General features: G+C 38.8%; 11 protein-coding genes and 2 pseudogenes. 8 read left to right on the plus strand and 5 right to left on the minus strand.

Annotation, left to right across the window (positions count from 1 at the left end; genetic code table 11):
* Positions 1 to 170: 170 nt before the first annotated feature.
* Entirely contained in the window at positions 171 to 1661 is a 1491-nt protein-coding gene (locus tag D3222_RS05565; RefSeq protein WP_118985256.1) for an insulinase family protein, read from the plus strand.
* A gap of 43 nt (positions 1662 to 1704) precedes the next feature.
* On the opposite strand, the gene D3222_RS05570 is transcribed toward D3222_RS05565, so the two are convergent.
* Positions 1705 to 1911, minus strand: coding sequence for a 2-hydroxymuconate tautomerase family protein (locus D3222_RS05570; protein WP_046395265.1), 207 nt, complete (start codon positions 1909 to 1911; stop codon positions 1705 to 1707).
* A 56-nt stretch (positions 1912 to 1967) separates the two neighbouring features.
* Complete coding sequence (yhjD, locus tag D3222_RS05575) at positions 1968 to 2960, minus strand: inner membrane protein YhjD (protein WP_118985257.1); 993 nt, start codon at positions 2958 to 2960, stop codon at positions 1968 to 1970.
* A 289-nt stretch (positions 2961 to 3249) separates the two neighbouring features.
* Here yhjD and D3222_RS05580 point away from each other — a divergent pair, with 289 nt between their 5' ends.
* The 3 genes from D3222_RS05580 (at position 3250) to D3222_RS05590 (ending at position 6190) form a co-directional block, all read left to right on the plus strand.
* Positions 3250 to 3633 (plus strand): hypothetical protein, encoded by a 384-nt coding sequence (locus D3222_RS05580; RefSeq protein WP_118985258.1) that lies wholly within the window; start codon positions 3250 to 3252, stop codon positions 3631 to 3633.
* A 372-nt stretch (positions 3634 to 4005) separates the two neighbouring features.
* Entirely contained in the window at positions 4006 to 5400 is a 1395-nt protein-coding gene (locus tag D3222_RS05585) for a DUF6973 domain-containing protein (protein WP_118985259.1), read from the plus strand.
* A 241-nt stretch (positions 5401 to 5641) separates the two neighbouring features.
* Positions 5642 to 6190 carry a hypothetical protein gene (locus D3222_RS05590; protein ID WP_118985260.1) on the plus strand — a complete coding sequence of 183 codons (549 nt, stop codon included), beginning with the start codon at positions 5642 to 5644 and terminating at the stop codon, positions 6188 to 6190.
* Between the two features lie 247 nt (positions 6191 to 6437).
* Here the strand turns inward: D3222_RS05590 and D3222_RS05595 are convergent, their stop codons facing one another.
* The 3 genes from D3222_RS05595 to D3222_RS05605 all read right to left on the minus strand — a co-directional run bounded on the left by D3222_RS05595 (position 6438) and on the right by D3222_RS05605 (position 13853).
* Positions 6438 to 10865 (minus strand): hemagglutinin repeat-containing protein, encoded by a 4428-nt coding sequence (locus D3222_RS05595; protein ID WP_118985261.1) that lies wholly within the window; start codon positions 10863 to 10865, stop codon positions 6438 to 6440.
* Positions 10866 to 10929: 64 nt separating this feature from the next.
* Positions 10930 to 12597: a ShlB/FhaC/HecB family hemolysin secretion/activation protein gene (locus D3222_RS05600; RefSeq protein ID WP_118985262.1), complete on the minus strand. Its 1668-nt coding sequence runs from the start codon at positions 12595 to 12597 to the stop codon at positions 10930 to 10932.
* Between the two features lie 668 nt (positions 12598 to 13265).
* Positions 13266 to 13853: an inclusion body family protein gene (locus D3222_RS05605; RefSeq protein WP_118985263.1), complete on the minus strand. Its 588-nt coding sequence runs from the start codon at positions 13851 to 13853 to the stop codon at positions 13266 to 13268.
* Positions 13854 to 14488: 635 nt separating this feature from the next.
* On the opposite strand from D3222_RS05605, the gene D3222_RS05610 reads away from it, so the two are divergent.
* From D3222_RS05610 to D3222_RS05620, 4 genes and pseudogenes are all read left to right on the plus strand, one after another.
* On the plus strand, positions 14489 to 15217 hold the full coding sequence (locus D3222_RS05610; protein ID WP_118985264.1) for a LuxR family transcriptional regulator: 729 nt from the start codon (positions 14489 to 14491) through the stop codon (positions 15215 to 15217).
* A gap of 443 nt (positions 15218 to 15660) precedes the next feature.
* Positions 15661 to 15813, plus strand: a pseudogene (locus D3222_RS26610) (PTS glucose transporter subunit IIABC); the annotation flags it as partial.
* A 74-nt stretch (positions 15814 to 15887) separates the two neighbouring features.
* A pseudogene (locus D3222_RS05615) lies at positions 15888 to 16103 on the plus strand (PTS transporter subunit EIIB); the annotation flags it as partial.
* Between the two features lie 44 nt (positions 16104 to 16147).
* Positions 16148 to 17320 carry a MalY/PatB family protein gene (locus D3222_RS05620; RefSeq protein WP_118985265.1) on the plus strand — a complete coding sequence of 391 codons (1173 nt, stop codon included), beginning with the start codon at positions 16148 to 16150 and terminating at the stop codon, positions 17318 to 17320.
* Positions 17321 to 17602: the final 282 nt, after the last annotated feature.

Raw genomic sequence — 17602 nt, forward strand, 5'->3', positions numbered from 1 at the left:
GTGGCGGTTTGAGGTCTAATCCTCTGTTATAATCCTGACAGGATTTCACCTGCTAAAATTCAGGTTTTTGCTTTTTCTACCGTTATTATTGGTCGAAGGGAACATATTCTGTCATCAATGGTTAAACCTTCGAAGGCTAAAACCAAGGATAGACATCTATAGGGGTTCACATGCAGGGTACGAAAATTCGTTATTTGATTGGTGGGATAATGCTGGCAGTTGCGGGCCAGACGCAGGCAGAAGCCTTGCAGCCTGACCCTGCCTGGAAACAAGGTAAACTGGAAAATGGTTTTAACTGGCAAATTTTGCAGACGCCACAACGTCCTAACGACAGAATACAGTTGCGCCTGGTAGTGAAAACAGGGTCGCTGGCGGAAAAACCCCAACAAGCGGGTTATACCTGGTTGATTCCGAAAGTCGTGCTCTTTAGTAGTAAAAGTTTATCTTCTACCAAATTGGAGCAGTTGTGGAACAGTGCTATTGATCCCAAATACCCACTGCCTCCAGCTATTGTTTCATATGATTTCACACTTTATAGCTTGAGCTTGCCACATAATCGGCCTGAATTATTAAAAGACGCGCTGAATTGGTTGGCTGATGCAGCGGGCAAAGCAGTATTTACACCCGAAACACTACAACATGCCATGAAAATGGCTGATACATCCGTCGCAACCTATCCTCCAGACATACAAGATCCCGTGTGGCGTAGACGTTTGGAAGGTTCAACGCTGTTAGGGCACGATCCGGCACAAAATTCGCCTCAACCTATTGATTTAGATAAGCTTAAGCAATTTTACCGGCAGTGGTATACCCCTGATATGATGACGTTATACGTTGCGGGCCATGTAGATAGCCGTACTCTGCCGGAAAATATCAACCAAGCGTTTTCATCATTGAAAGGTAAACGCCATACCCCGGCCACTATTGCAGCGTTGTCACCCATGAAACCGGAGACCATAGGGATTATCAGCGATAAAAAGAAGGAAGATACTTTATCCTTGATTTGGGATCTCAATTGGCAGCCGATTAATGATTCACATGTGATTAATCACTATTGGATCAGTGATATTACCCGCGAGGCCCTTTATCGCTATCTGCAACTTGGGCTGGAAAGAAGAAATGATAAGGCATTGAAATTGGGGCTGGATTGTAAAGTCCAGTATCATCGTGCGAGCTGTGCTCTGAATCTCAACACGACGGCAGGTAATCTGAAACCTGCAATGGAGTATCTGGCGGCTGAATTGGTCACACTACGGGATAAAGGATTGCCGAAGGGGCAGTTTGATGAGTTATATGCGCAAAAACAAGCACAACTTAGCCAGTTATTTGCCATGTATGCTCATACCAGCACGGATATTCTGATTAATCAGCGTCTTTTGTCCCAACAGAGCAATGTGGTGGATATTGCCCCAGAACAGTATCAGCGCTTGAGGCAAGCATTCTTGGCTTCCTTGACACCTGAAATGCTTAATCGTGAATTGAAACAGATCCTTTCACAAGAGGTGGCATTTATTCTGATTCAACCGAAAGGGGAAGCGGAGATGGATGTAAACCAGTTAAGAAATGGTTTTAATCAGATTATGTCGCTGGAGTCACATAAGGATAAGGTTGATATTCCGGCACAACCACCGATATCTAAGTCCGAGGCAAAAGCCTCTTAAGGCAACAAAAAGGGCGGATAATCCCGCCCTTCATCATCGGAGGTTACTTTTTAGCCTCAGCTCTAAGCTCAGTCACATTCTTACCGCCGATTCCCCAGTTATCAGTATCGACTTCATCAATAATGACAAAAGTTGTCGCCGGATTTTTTCCTAATACATCGACCAGTAACTGAGTGGCTCCTTCAATTAATTGCTTCTTTTGTTCTGCTGTAGCACCTTCACGGGTAATTCTGATATTGACAAACGGCATAAACAGCTCCTTTTCATTGGTTATTATTGTGGCAGACTGGCTCTGCCAGGGCACATTTATTCGGTATTTTTATGATTATTATCCGCAGTGGCTATCCAGGCAGAGCAGAATAGCGTTAAGCGGGCGAATAGGTAGAAAAATGTCATCAGACCAATAACAGATCCAAACGCGGCGCCGGAAGGGGAATTGGCGAGACGTGGTAACGTCATGGTCATAATATATTTGATCACTTCAAAGCCTATTGCTGCCATTAATGTCCCTCTCAATAGTGCCTTACGTTCTGGCTGGTGGCGAGGCAGCACCCAGAATAGCCATAGGAAAAGCAGATAGTTGGCTGAAATAGAAATAGCTAATCCAATCAGGAACCAAGATGGACGCAGCCACTCAATGCCATCTAACCCTAGCATCTTCACAATGGTTGCTTGGGCGGAGCCTGCGATAGAGGTCAATGACAGCGTGATCACCAGCGCTAATAATAGCCCAATCAGAGAAATAGCATCACGAAGATATTTAAAATAGATTTTCTCATTATCTTCCTGATTTCGCACCCAGACAGGATGGAATTGGGCAAGAATGGCCTGACGTAAATTACTGACCCAATTCACACCGGAATAAAGTGCAATTGCCAAACCGGTTAATCCCACGGTAGTACGTTGTTTAATTGCTGTATCGACACTATTTTTCAGTGTATTAGCAAGAGTCGGATCACTAATGCTATTTGCGATACCATTAATCAGTTTTGCCAATAAATCAGGATTAGAAGCCAGAATAAAACCGGCAATGGCGAAAGAGAGCATCAGGATTGGGATAAGCGATAAGAAGGAAAAATACGTTATTGCGGCGCCAAACTGATTACCCATCCGATCATTAAAGCGCAGTGTTGCACGGATAAAGTGAGCGATAATGGGAATAGTGCGGATATAATTTCCTACTCTGACCGTCAGAGAAATCGCTTTTTTGCCGTGACGGATGCCTTGCTCCAAAGGTGTTCTGGATAACCGTTTCGGCTGATGTTGGGTTGTTTCCTGTTTTTCTGCACGCTTTGGCATATATAGCCTCAAATAGTTACCTTGCATGAATATGAGTAATCTCATAATGACATATTTCTACGAGATTATTCCGTTGTCAAATCTAGGTCACTTGTCAAAGTGATATGCCATCAGCCTAGCGAGGCGGGATTTTCCGGGCGATAGCCTTGGGTGAAATTTAATCTTCCATTTATTAATGTCATTGATATAATATTAACCAATGAAACAATAACTCAGAAGGTAATTAGTATGGCTATACCCGTTTATCTTTGGCTTCAAGACGATGGCGGCTTAGATATAGGAAACAAATATGGATCAGTGGCGATCACGATTTAATGGTCGAATAATATTACTGTCGGTAGCTATATTATCATTTTCAATATCTGCTATTGCCGCAGGACCTGATTGTTCAGATATAAATGGATGGGCAACTCAGCTTACTGCGAATAGTTTGAATGACTTTGGTATTGATAGACATAATATCGATTTCGATAAAGCGCAAACATCATTAATTCTTTCTGAGAAATTAAACAAAAGTGAAGTAGCTATTATTCTACAACGTGAAATAGCTAAAGATGAAAGAGACAAATTATTAAATGATAAACGTGGGTTTGATGATATTTATTTCAGCCGATTTATAGGAAAATGTAACATGTTACATTTACCAAGAAATTTGAATAATTTTTCAAAATAATAGTTCCATTAAATGGAGCTCAGTCCAATTTTTGCGATCTGATTAATTGCCAAAAATTACTAATATATATGGGGTAATAAAATACAATCACATCTAAATAAGCTGAAAAAATAAACCAAAAAATTAAGTATGAGGATGAAACATAAACGAGTCTGGATGATATTTAATCCATTCATACGACTGCCCTGGTTTTGTAACAGTAATGATACAAGACCACTTGCTATTAAAATAGATAATGAAATCTATAATAGCACTGTGTCGGCATAACCATTTTTGTGAAAATAATGTATAACTCACTCGACACGATTACGTGAAACGCTAGGTGTAATCTAGATAATTATTTTTACAATTATATTCTATAAGGAACATATTATGAAAATTTCTCCTCTGAACTTTCCGCCTATTAATGTCACTATCCCTGGCAGTGATGGTTATAAATTTCACTTTGAAGGTCGTGTAACTTCAATTACTCAAGGCCACGTAACTGCCTCAGGATTGGCAGATTTTATAGATGTGCCGATTAATTGGGGGGCAGGTGCCATTTCTGGTGCTGAAAGAAACTTTGATATTCCTTTCATCAATTTTGGCGATTTTAATATTAAAGTCGATTCGATAAGAGTTGACAATATTATCAATGCTATTCCTGGTTTTACGCATGAACAAAAGGCTAAATTAGAAAGCATTATTACTGAACAGAAAGCATTAACTAATAAAACCCCTCAAGAAGCGACAAAAAATTTGGCGGGTATGACTCTTGAAGAACTGGTTTTATATCAACGTTACATCTCAGAATTTCAAAAATCCAAATCTGAAAAAGCAATTGAATCAGTGAATAAAGCGCTTAATATTATTAACAATACACCAGAAGGATTAACATTAATCGATGCTAATAAGTACCCTTACGATAAGAAACATACGACAAATGTGGGCATAATTGAATTGACATCTAGGGTAGTGATTAATTCCCAGAAGAATTTGGATAATTTTTTAAATAGTGAGATTAAAAAGTCTGATGATTTTTGGCATGAGATTGGAAATAAATATCGAAGAGCTGTTAGAAATTTGTTTTTGTATTATCAGGAAATGAAAGCTAAATTAAGTAGAGCGCTCACTACAGAAGTCGCTCGATTAAAAAGAATTAAAGAAGATCTTGAAAAATCAAGAATAGAAATTAATGAAGCTATTCATGATGGTCAAAACACAGCAATTCCGCCTTCGGTGAAGCAATTAATTTTTGCCAAGTTGTACCCGAAAGAAGCATTCGAAATTGGCCTTTTTAGTCAGGGTTCGACAAATATCACCACCAATGCAGTGCGCTTTGCAACCCAAGGTGATGAGAAAAAAGGGGGATTCACTCAACTCAAGGACATGCAGGGTGAAGGAACGCAGGTGAATGCTTTTCGACATACTATTTGGCAGGCGACTCTGTCAGCCAGATATGGGGAAAAAATTGCTAAACATGCAGGTGATGCACATGAAGTTGACCCTCGGGTTGATCTGAATATCCGGCAATTTGTAGTTCTCAATGATGCTGATCAGACTATTGATTTACTTAATAACCAAATAGGCCGCCATATTGGGTTGAGCTCAAATACAACATCAATGAAAATGTTAGCGCTCATCGCATTAGAAAAATTTCATAAAGAAGGGTTATATGTTGCCGTTAAGAATGCTCATGGTTATGAAGTTGTTAAAGAAAAAATTTCCGATGTACAATACGCTTATATGAAGTCTGTATTTGAAAGCCTTGATGAAAACGGCAAATAAAACAGTATAACTTATTGAAAAATAATAGCTAACACAAAACCTCAGATGAAGATCTGAGGTTTTGTGTTAAAAGCAGAAAAAATTATGGCATATGGTTACTATGTATAACTTATACTATATCTATCCTGATATAAAAGACATTCAAAATCCTCAAAAAATAATTACTCATAAGTGACATTTTATTATAATATAAGAAAGAAGTATGAATAAAAATTAGTTATGTATAAGGGGAAAATTGAAGATGAAATTAATGAATAAAAATTTATCTATTATTTTAATCATATTTTCTATTTTTGTCTCTGTTTATTTTATTTTTTTCAAAAAATGGGATGTTAGAGAGGCCATTGCCGATTATACCAATGAACATTGCCAAATAAATCAGGAATGCTTAATTGATTTAAATGAAATAACACCATTTCATTGGGATCGTGCCTATATATTCCCTACAGGAACTCGTCCTAAATCTATAGAAAAGGCGATTGGTATGCATTATCAATTTATTGATGTTGGGGTGAAATTTATTTTTATCAAAAACAAAGAAATCGTTTATTTTGAAGAATACTTCCCTTATCCTGATTATCGTGACAAAAATCAAATTGTACCTAATTTTGCCAGTTTACTATATCCAGAGAGTAATTTCCCTGAATATTACTTTTTAACAAAAGAAAACAGTCAACTGTTTATCAAAAGATATCATGGAACATCGAGCAAACGTAAGCGTAATATGTTCTATGAGATATCTCCCTCAAATGAAAATCAATCCGAAAAAAATAACCTATATAAGGAATAGTTGCTTATTTTTATAGAAAATATTGTTGGAAGTGTAAGACGCTATGGTTTTGCTTTACAGTTAGCGGGCATTTTATGATGGTTTAAAAGGCATGTTGGCTCTACTATGGTATGAAAGTGGAAAAATATATAACCTGAAATTTACTATTTTGAAAAGTTGTTTATTGTCAATTGTAATTATTGAAATATTCAATATATGTAGCAATAAAAAGATCCCTCACTTGAAGGATCTTTTATAAAAGAACAAATTAATCAGATTTACGATTAATTATTTCACCATTAATCGTACTACTTTCGGTTTCATTACTATAAGTTTTCACCAAAGGTATTTTACCGGACAATACACCTTCCTGAACTGCCTTAACAATCCCGCTCACAGAATCAGGTAATGCAACATTACCGCCTTTACTATTGTCATAGCCGGTAACAGATTGTTGCTCCACATTTTGGGTATTAAGAATGACATTGCCTTTCTCGCTACCAATCTGCCCACCAATCAGATGGGTATTTCCTTTTACATCTAAATTAACCCCTTGATTACCGGAAATAACCGATTGTTCGCCGACATTTTCCCGCTCTTTAATATCAACATTGCCTTTAAATTTACCTGTAACTCCATTAATCCCTTTAATATTATTAAGACTATTAAATGCAGAGGTTAATCTTTCCTGCCATCCTTTCGGTTGTAGCTCTTCGGTTGGGTTTTTAGATGGATCATCTTTCGACACATCGTCTTTAGACGAATCATCTTGAGTTGTCTCATCTTTAGGGATATCGTCACTTTTTACTTTGGATTCTTTCGTGTAATTAAGGCCAGCATCAACACCGACATTTAACCCATGTTCAGTATCTTTACGGCTTTCAACGCGTAGATCACCACCGATACTGCCTTTTACCTGATCCGCCTCTATCCGTGCTCCGGCAACTGTCGTATCACCGCCGCTGTTGATAACGACATTTTCACCTTTGATATGGCTATTACGTTGGGTTGTTGCTTGCAGACGATCAATACCTACTTTAACTTCCCCGCCAAAGTTCTGTTTTGTGGTAGTGGTTGTACTGTCATCCTCTGCTTTCTTGATCGAGCTTGCATTACCTCCATTGCCTTTCAGGTTAAATTCCCAACTATCGTTGTTGATGCGATCCTGAGCCGATACCAGTTCGACATTACCTTGTTTAGCGTTCAGGTCGATTTGTTTACCGGTCACTTCGGCACCTTTCAATGTCAAGTTACTACCTGCACTCAGATTGACACCCTGCTTACCGCCAATCTCACTGACCTGAGCTGTGGTACTGTTTTTGCTATCTGTGTTGTAACCGCCGCCAAGACCGATATGAACATTCTTGCCCTCTGGCGAATTTCCCCCTTTAGCCGATGCTTCTCCGTTATAACCGGTTGCTGTTTTCGTTGTGCTATTGGTGGCATTATCAAAACGGATATCACCTTTAGCATCTATATTGGCTTTGCCTGAGCCAGCATTCAGAGATGTGCCTTGATATTCAGCGTCCCTTTCGACACGGATATTAATGTCATCCGCTGCGGTAATCTGGCTAGTTACTGCTGTGGTAGTCGCAGTATGGCTGCTTTGTGTGCCACCTTTGCCTTTGCCATTCGCAGAAATATCTTCACCGGTGGTGGTATAAACACGTAAGTCAGCATTGCCGCGGGTTTCACTGTGGCTGCTTTCGTGGTGATTCTGTGCTGCTTTACTATTATGGCTACCGGCAGTCAGTATGACGTTACCCCTATCAGCACGATATTGAGTACCCTGATCATACAGCTCGCCATTGGTTTTCATGACGATATTGCCGGCCTGAACAGAAGTTACAACCGCTTCGGACTTTTGGTTTGTGGTCTGAATATTACCGCCGTTGGCGGCAATATCTGCGCCGAAATTAGGTGTGCCTTTTTTGGTTAAAGTGCCATCCAGCGCAGACTTAGCCGGTTCTTTAACGACTTTCTCAATTGGGCGAGTAACAGCGCTATAATCGACATTGACGCTAATATCTGTGCCAACCTGTAGTTTGTGGTTAGTGTTTGATGTCGTATTCGATACGGCCAGATTGCTGACCTTGCCTGCCTCAGCGGTATAAGTGCCATTGACTTCATGCTTAGTCCCTTCCTGAACCAATTCGCCGTTGGTTTTAATGTTCAAATTACCTGCGATTTGAGAACCGGAAACAACGGCAGTCGTACTGGTATGATTGTTATTATTACCTTCATAATTACCATGAATACCAGAACCAAATTTATCAACTCCTCCGGTAAGATAACCTCCAACGTAAGTTTTACTCTGAGATTTCTCTTCGGATTTTTTATTATCCGCAGCTAACAGATGAACATTCGCTCCGGTGATCTTAGCATCACCTGTAGTCGTCACCAGATTGGAACCACGCAAGGTGACATCTTTATCAGCATCGATAGTGATGCTACCTCCACTCAATGTGGAAGCTTGCTGTGTTATCGTCTGATTTTTTTGACTGTTACTGGTATGTTCAATGCCTATGCCGGCACGATACTGCTTATCCCCCTTTGGTTGGAAGTGGCTTTGCAGATCCAGAGAACTATTTTGTTTATCAACCTGTTTCTGTTCACCGTAAGAGCTCACCTTGAGATTACCGGATGTGTTCAGGCTAAGCGCGCCGCTACTTTGCACCTGGCTGCCAATAATATGGATATCTTCATCACCGAGTAATTTGAGATCCGCTTCAGAAACCAACTCGCTGCCATGAGATTTCTGTTGATGGCTATTGGTTCTTTTTGAGCTGTTAGTGATGTTAAGTACTGTACCCGTTCGCTCATCAATTTTCTGATTGATATGACTGACCGCATTATCGATGGTGACTTCACCACTATTAGCATGCACAAAAGCACCTTGGGCCGCTTTTACTTTACTGCCGGTAATTGCTATACCCTCATAACCTGATAGCAATAAACGCCCATTAGCCGTCAGTTCAGACGCATGGCTGGTTTCTTTCAGCTCACTATTGTCTTTATTCCCACCGCCCCCAATACCGCCCCAGTATCTTTTATCATCACGTACAGCATCGCTGTTAGCCGTTTTCTGAACATCGATTTGCAGTTGTTTACCGGCTTCCAGTGTCAGATTTTGACCTGCGTGGACTTTAGCCCCAAAAATCTCGGCTCGATTTCCTGCCTTAATATCAAGATGACTACCTGCTTGTAATTTACTGGCAATCAGGCGCTCGGTCTGCTGACGCTCTTCCCAACTTCCTGTCTGCAATTTAGCCGTATGATTTTTTTTGTAACCTTTTTCTGATGATGTTTCTATTTCAGTCAAGCCGGCAATCCGCACATCTTTTTTCGCTGTAATAGCCAGCTTATCGTTGGCTTCTATTTGGCTGCCGAGGATCTTAACGTCACCTTCAACGGCATTTAAATTTACATTCTGCCGGGCGGTTATCGTATTCCCTGCCTGATGCAGTTTTTCACTCTCCTGAGTCACCTCATGGCGCCATGAGTAACCCCGTTGGTTATCAATATTTTTAGTGGATTGCTTTAATTGTTGCCCATCTAAAGTCAGATTAGCGCCACTTAGATTCACATCATCACCTACGATATCCGTGGCTGTAATCCGGTTATTACTGTTGGCGACCAATGAAATATTTTTGCCTGCTAGCTTAGTGCGGGCGAGTGACTGACTGCTTTGACTATCATTGACATAAGAACCGCCGAAATAGCTTTGGTAATTATTGTTACCATCACGGTTATATGCTGATTCGCTGACTTTACCTTTTACTTCAATATTATTACCTGTGAGCTCAACATCTCCACCTTGCAGGTGCGCCGCCTCTAAATTGAGATTGCCGTGGGAATTAACCATAATCTCATCACTGGCAGTGAAAGAACCTTGCAAATTAACTCCACTGCCTTTTGCGGTATTGAGTAGACGGATACGCCCGGCTTGCATACTACCGAGATAATAGCTATCCAACACATTGGTTAATGTTTGCTGAGGATCAATGAGTTCTCCTGTGGCCGAGGTTTTATTTTCACCACTGATCGCATTAATCTCTTTTTGAGCGGTGACTGGGCCTCGGCTGTCAATTTTGGGTGCGATAAGATCAAGGATTGCATTGGCGATTAAACCATCCGATTTAATTTTCAGACTATTCTGATTATCAAAAGTGCTGAAACTTTGCAAATTACCCTGTTCTACTAATGGATTACCAACGACCAGAGCAGCGCGGTTAGTATTGATAAAACCACATCCATTACAGGTGATGCCATTTGGGTTTGCCAGCACATAATCTGCTGCGATACCAAACACCTCCTGTTGACCTAATAACAGAGAAGGGTTCCTGCTGATAACTTCATTCAGAATCAGGCTAGCGGCTTGACCATTTAAATTAGGGTTAGCAGCGAGCTGACCGGCTAATTGTGATTGCCCCTCCTTCAGCGCATTATTTAGCACGACGCCCATCTGACCGACGTTGTAATCCAGATATTGGTTATGTGACAGCCCGGAAGAGGAGGGGGTCACGATATTCACAACCGTTGCTTTACCTTCGGCAGCGAAAATATCGGGATGGTGTGCTGGATCGCCACCACCAACGATTTCACTGGCAAAACTGGTAGAACAAGAGATAAGAATGATTGCCATAGAAGCAGCAAGCTTGCCGGTAGGAGATAATCTGAATTTTTTGTTTTTCATACATTAGTCTCTATATATTTAGTTATATTGCTGTGTGTACAGCGTTGGGTACTGCTTAAAACCATCAAAAGGTGTAAGAAAAACGGACTAGAACCTGAATGGGTTCATCAGATGCTCGGCGCTTGGAAAGTAACTTTCCTCGGCTGGTTTCTATATCGAATACCATGCGTTGGTATCTCAGTGTGGCGCCAGAACTGATTCCGGCGCTGCTTTGCCAGCCTTGTGGGCTGCGATATCCCTGAACCTGGCCAGTATCAATGCCGATACGCAGTGATAATGTGCTGTTGGTGAGTGGAAACGTCCGAGACAGCGTATTTTGCAGATACCAGCCGTTATCCCCGGAGAGCGTATTTTTGCTAAACCCCCGGACTGCATTCTGATCAGTGATATTCAGCCATTCGACGCCGGGCAGACCGCGCTGGTTGTATTGCCCATAAAACAGGTTATTGAGCTGATAAGGCGAGTTGAACAACATAAAACGTTGATGCAGATTGACCATCAACTTGCCTTTGGTGAACTGTTTATCGAGATAAGAGGTTCCGGTTTGTGCGCCCAACCAAGGCAAACCTTGTTCAACACTCAGATTGAGCGTGATTAATCCGGTTGGAATGATATGTAAATGATTAACACCGAGCTCAAAGACACTCAATGTTTGGCTACTGACGCCAATCTTGGCGTCGTCGATGTAATTATTGTAATTCTTGTAAGTTAATTGCCCGCTAACATTATTAATCTGAGATTGATTACGATAGAAGGCAAAATCAGAACGCATGCCGATTTGCTGAGTATCGCCATAAATCTTTATCGTTCTCATTTGTAAATGGGGGCGGCTGGCATATTGGGAATAACTACCAAACCCACTGAATGTTGCTGCGCCATAGGGCACTGAATAAAGTAGGGTATAAGCGCGGCTATACCGGTTGGATGGGCTATCTAACGTACTACTGGCATTCAGGCTGATGAAATCGGATAAACCCAATGGGCTGTCAAAACTGGCATTGGTGCGGACCAGCCATTTCCCAGTGCTCTTTTGCCCATAATTATCAGTTTTGATATTCAATAACCAAGGCTTACTGCGCTGATTATGCAGTTTAATCACCGAACCACCATTCACCGTTCCCGGCAGAATATCCAGAGTAGTTTTATTGGACTGTAGCCGGTTAGCCTGATCTAAACCTTGATCGATTTGCTTGATATTGAGCGGTTGTTTTTCCAGACCGGGAAATAACATACTGCTATTTACCCAGCGATCACCGCCTTCGATTTTTTCAATAAACCCTTCGATAACATTTAGTCCTAACTCTCCATCGGTATTAGGCGCAATAAACTGAATACGGGCGGTGATATAGCCTTGGCTAATATAAAGATGTGTCAGTTCGTGACTGAGCCGATTGATATCATGACTACTGATACACTCTGGGGACAAAGCGCTGAGCGTACTTAAATCCCGAACTGAGAGCAGAGAGATTCCTTTAAGGTAAACACCGGTTAACGGCAGACATTGTTTGGATTCCGGTAACTCTGGCGCAGGAGTTGGTTCAGGGACAGTATTAGCCTGTTGCTTTAATTGCTGATATCGGCGTTGTTCTATCAGTTGGTTAATTTCCCTGGAACTATCTTGCAGAGTTCTTCTCGCCTCAATTATTGGCAGGTCATCATTTATCTCTGCCGGAGAAGCGATTATCTGAAAGGAAATACAACCTAATATTAAAATAGATATTCTTTTTATCATTAATTCACCGATAAGGATGATATTTTATTCCAAAAAACATAAATATGGGTTGGTAGCCTGATAGTAATGACATGCATATTGGCTAAATTATTCGTTATTAAAGCACACTCCGGGTTATATCTTGCTCTGATTAACCAGTGACGTTTCTTTTATATCTCGATTTTCTATTATAAATTTTAATTAGTTGGTTATTTGGATAATAATGAGTTAATAAGAGCAATGATTTTATTGCTTATTAATGGATTAACTTAAGTGGAATAAGTAATAGGTGATGTTTTTTTAAATAATAGAGTGGGTTGTACTAGGAAGATTCTTAAAGAAAGGAAAGCGTAATCTAAGCAAGTAATAATAAGCTAAATTTTAATTCACTTTTATTTAGCTTGATAGACGATAATGTCAGATGTAATAGTTCCTGTAAGTTATTTTAGCTAAAGAAATAAATAATAGAAATAATACCTTCTGAATTGATGACAGAATAATTGTCGGAAGATTGTTGAATTTATGGAGAGGAATAGAGCTTACCTGGATGTTAGAAGATTTTCTTTATAAGGTAATAATATTATTATATAAATGAGTGTTTGTTACAGATATTTAAGTAAAGTAGAAAATACAAATACTGGAAAACTATGTAAATAATTTTCCAGTAGAAAATAACAATGTACAAATGATTAGCTATTAGTTACTTCAACATATGGATCATATCGATAATAGCCCAGGAGCTTTTTGCCATCATAAGCAGCAAAGAACCATGTATATTGTTCTACGCCTGGTTTATGAGCTATTGCTTGGAAATAATTGTCTTGAGATTCAACAAAAATTACCTTAGGTTCATCCTCATTTGCATTAACTCCTGAGGGGACCATTGGAACTTTCTTGCCCATAGGATTCTGTGACCATATTTGTGATGGGACAGAGATGACATCGTCTCCTGTACTAAGCTTTTTGAATTTATACAATATAATCGTATAGTCGAAATTATTAGATACAGTAGTAGCCCTCCATCTAATATTTGCATTAATGGGAACAGTTACACGGGCACCAGATGAACTCGCCACTTTTAGCCCAAACTCTGGAGTATAATTAGCTATATATACATGTTGACGGATAATTGTTGGATCTTTAGGGTCTAGAGAACTTGTAAGATTATTAGCGCGAAGATATTCAATTATTGAGTCAACATCAATAACAAAGGTCACATCAGCAGTGACAGAGTTTCTGGCTGTAATATTATCTTTACCCTGAATGACTTCACTCATCATAACACCTCTTTACATATTTAAATTATTTATACCTGTTATCTTTCAAGCTGCTGCTTTGTTGGCTGCTTTCACTCACCCCAGTCACATAGTTATCTATGCTCCTGGGGATTCGTTCACTTGCCGCCTCGCTGCAACTTGAAATCTATTAGGTATATTAGGAATCGAAAGGTTATTTTGCTTACTTATTATTATTCTAATAACTTTCTTTTTATATAATTAACTATTAAAGTTGAAACAGCTACTGGTATAAATCATAGTTTATATGGGAAAATTACTCATATATTTATCAGGTATTGCTTCATATCGTTCAATATTTCAGTTAGTTTATTGTTGTGAAAAATAAAACATAGAATTTTAGATTGAAACATTAAATAATCATTTATATTGCCTTAAAAATAGTTTAATATGCTTCATATGGAATAATGTATTTTTATATATTATTTCCCTTGATTATGAAAATTTCAATCCTATTGATATAATTTCTCCTGTTTACCAATAATACATTGTGGTTTATCAGACCTTGTTTACTGTATAGCAGTAAATAATTATTTTCTTTATTAAATGTGAATTCTGCTACTATAATAAATATTATGATTCACTATCAATATTCTTAATTTTCAAGAGGACATTGAATGAATATTTATCGACCATATACCTTACCCTATAATTTTCATAAATTAGAGGTGGACGCCCATTTTGTAGCTGAAATTTGTGAACTTATTAACAAAATTTCGGGGTTTAGTTTGTTCTCCCTTTTATTAAAGGCGCGCTTTCCTATATCTAACCGAGAAGTGCATTTCTTTAATAATTATCATGAATCTTGGAGAGCCATTTATATAGAAAAAAAGTATTGGATGATTGATCCCGTTCTAAATTTCCGACCTGTGCCCCCTTCTTTTTCAAAAATATGGGATTTAGATTTTTTTTCTAAATCTAATGGGCAAGAGCTTTGGTATGTGAATCAGAAATATGGGTTTCGCTCTGGGATCACATTTGGGCTCCCTGCATTTTCAGGAACTTATGGAATATTTTCTGTTGCGGGAAAAGATGGGCCTATTGATAACGAGACAATGTATAAATGTAGTGGAGAAATTCTAGGAATATATATTAGGATAATAAGATACTTAACATCACACACAAAGTATTTGCAATCGTTCTATATCGATAATACCTCATTTTCACATAGAGAATTAGAAGTATTAAGATACACCGCAGATGGGATGATATCAAGTGAAATTGCATCGACCATTTGTGTCACTAAAAGTACAGTTGATTTTCACCTAATGAATATCGTTAAAAAACTGGATTGTAAGAATAAATTCCAGGCAATAGCTAAAGCTGCGTTACTTGGTTATATATAATTAATATCAATTTGCAATTATCAGATGATTATATTTTTTATCTTATAAATTAACCTGAATTATTAATACTATTACTCAAATGGATTATTAGGAGAGTTTGAATAAAGACTGACTTTTTACCTTCGTACCTTTATTGGTATCGTTGTAAATAGGAGTTGGAGAAATTTTCCTGACAAGATGAAAATGATATCTATTCAAAATATAAAAACAGTCTCAACCAAATATACTTCTCGTTTGGCAGAATAGTAATACTACGGTTCTGCTTGTTCTTTGCTTAATATATGAATGACTTAAAGGATAGTAATGACTATTTGAGTAGCTTTCAGTGTTCCTACCAAACCAGCCATCCTCCGCTAAAATATTTATCAATAGTGAACCCTTTCACCAGATAATCCGTAGTGCTATTTATTAAATAGTATCTAATAATATCCACTGGAGTCATCCTGCTCACTCAGAAGAAACAGAGAATTACCCTATGGTAGTTTTTCCAGAGCCTCGGTAAAACATTTATGTTACCTGTGGTATTACTGTCATTTTGTGGAATTATGCTCGGAATTGGCAGCTTTCTCAGTAGCCGAGAGGTTATCACTTATATGATTGGAGGTACGACTGAGCCGAAACACCAAGGTGTGAACTTGATAATGATCACCAAGTGAAGATACCTTCCACAGTGACAAATAAATCGGGTTATAATATTCCAGCAATGCTTGTCACTTTCGGCGGCGAAGATAATATCATCTCACTGAATAACTGTGTTACTCGTCTTCGTTTGTCAATTAAAGACATATCTTTAGTTGATGATGAAAAATTAAAGAACTTACGAGTTTTGGGGATTATTTACCTCAATCAACATAACTTACAAATTGTTATTGGGCCGCAAGTATAATCAGTAAAAGATGAACTTGATGCATTAATTTAAGGAAGAAAACAATGTTTGACTTTGACACCCCGGTTAACCGCCGTGGTACTTGGTGTACCCAATGGGACTATGTTGGAGATCGTTTTGGTGCTGATGATCTTCTCCCTTTTACCATCTCTGATATGGATTTTGCTACTGCTCCCTGTGTTATTCAGGCATTGCAGAACCGCCTGAATCATGGTGTGTTTGGTTACAGTCGTTGGCAGCATGAAGAATTTCTTGGTGCTATTCGTCATTGGTACCAGCAACGTTTTAATTGTGAAATTAATACAAATTGGGCGGTTTATGGCCCTTCCGTGATTTACATGGTTTCGCAATTAATCCGTATTTGGTCTAAACCTGATGAAAATATCGTTGTTCATACCCCTGCTTATGATGGTTTTTATAGAGTTATTCAGGGGAATAGGCGTCGGTTGCTGCCTTGCCCGCTTGAAAAACAAGGTAATAACTGGGTGTGTGATATGAATCAACTTGAAACTTTACTATCCAAACCAGAAACTAAAATATTATTGCTGTGCAACCCTCACAATCCAACGGGCAAAGTCTGGAGTCATTCTGAACTTAAAACAATGTCTACATTGTGTGAGCGTTATAATGTTAACGTTATCAGCGATGAAATTCATATGGATATCACTTGGGGAGAAACGAAGCATATTCCCTGGAGTGAAGTTGCCACGACGCATTGGGCGTTAATGACTTCCGCATCCAAGTCATTTAATGTTCCTGCGCTTACCGGTGCCTATGGTTTTATTAATGATGATCATAGCCGTGCGGCATATTTTCATCAACTAACACAGTGTGATGGATTATCTTCTCCTGCTATTTTAGCGATATCAGCCTATATTGCGGCTTACCGGGAAGGACATATCTGGCTTGATGAATTGCGCGGTTACCTGAATGATAACTTGAATTATGTGGCACAGGAACTAAATGCTGCATTTCCACAATTAAACTGGCAACCACCACAGGCAACTTATTTAGCTTGGATAGACCTGCGTAATCTAAATATTGATGATGATAAATTACAACAGATACTTATCCATGAAGAGAAAGTCGCTATTATGCCAGGAAAAATTTATGGTGAAGCTGGTGAGGGTTTTCTCCGTTTTAATGCAGGATGTCCCCGTAGCAAAGTTGAATTAGGGATTCAAAAATTGATTTCAGCATTGAGAAAGCGTGGCTAAAAATAGTTAATATTGGAAAATAAACTACTTCCATTATATGACAAGTTAGCCGGTAGTTTTAATGAGAACCGGGTTCTATAATTAATATAGCCCGGTTATTTAAGTTTAAGAGATTGTATTGAAATTCTCATTTTTAACTTCATCATTCAATCTGAATAGTGTGGTGAATAACATTTTTTAGCCTTTTTTCTGATTAGTGGTTTGGTAAACATCAACATAAGGGCTTTTTATATCTAAGTGATCGTTTAATGTCTTTTTTAATTTCGTAACTTCTACTTATGG

Source organism: Photorhabdus sp. CRCIA-P01 (assembly GCF_003545805.1).
Taxonomy (GTDB): Bacteria; Pseudomonadota; Gammaproteobacteria; order Enterobacterales; family Enterobacteriaceae; genus Photorhabdus; species Photorhabdus antumapuensis.

Coding starts and splice junctions, on each gene's coding strand:
- D3222_RS05595 (WP_118985261.1), bottom strand. CDS start 10,865: ATGAAAAACAAAAAATTCAGATTATCTCCTACCGGCAAGCTTGCTGCT.
- D3222_RS05600 (WP_118985262.1), bottom strand. CDS start 12,597: ATGATAAAAAGAATATCTATTTTAATATTAGGTTGTATTTCCTTTCAG.
- yhjD (WP_118985257.1), bottom strand. CDS start 2,960: ATGCCAAAGCGTGCAGAAAAACAGGAAACAACCCAACATCAGCCGAAA.
- D3222_RS05585 (WP_118985259.1), top strand. CDS start 4,006: ATGAAAATTTCTCCTCTGAACTTTCCGCCTATTAATGTCACTATCCCT.
- D3222_RS05620 (WP_118985265.1), top strand. CDS start 16,148: ATGTTTGACTTTGACACCCCGGTTAACCGCCGTGGTACTTGGTGTACC.
- D3222_RS05580 (WP_118985258.1), top strand. CDS start 3,250: ATGGATCAGTGGCGATCACGATTTAATGGTCGAATAATATTACTGTCG.
- D3222_RS05565 (WP_118985256.1), top strand. CDS start 171: ATGCAGGGTACGAAAATTCGTTATTTGATTGGTGGGATAATGCTGGCA.
- D3222_RS05570 (WP_046395265.1), bottom strand. CDS start 1,911: ATGCCGTTTGTCAATATCAGAATTACCCGTGAAGGTGCTACAGCAGAA.
- D3222_RS05610 (WP_118985264.1), top strand. CDS start 14,489: ATGAATATTTATCGACCATATACCTTACCCTATAATTTTCATAAATTA.
- D3222_RS05605 (WP_118985263.1), bottom strand. CDS start 13,853: ATGAGTGAAGTCATTCAGGGTAAAGATAATATTACAGCCAGAAACTCT.
- D3222_RS05590 (WP_118985260.1), top strand. CDS start 5,642: ATGAAATTAATGAATAAAAATTTATCTATTATTTTAATCATATTTTCT.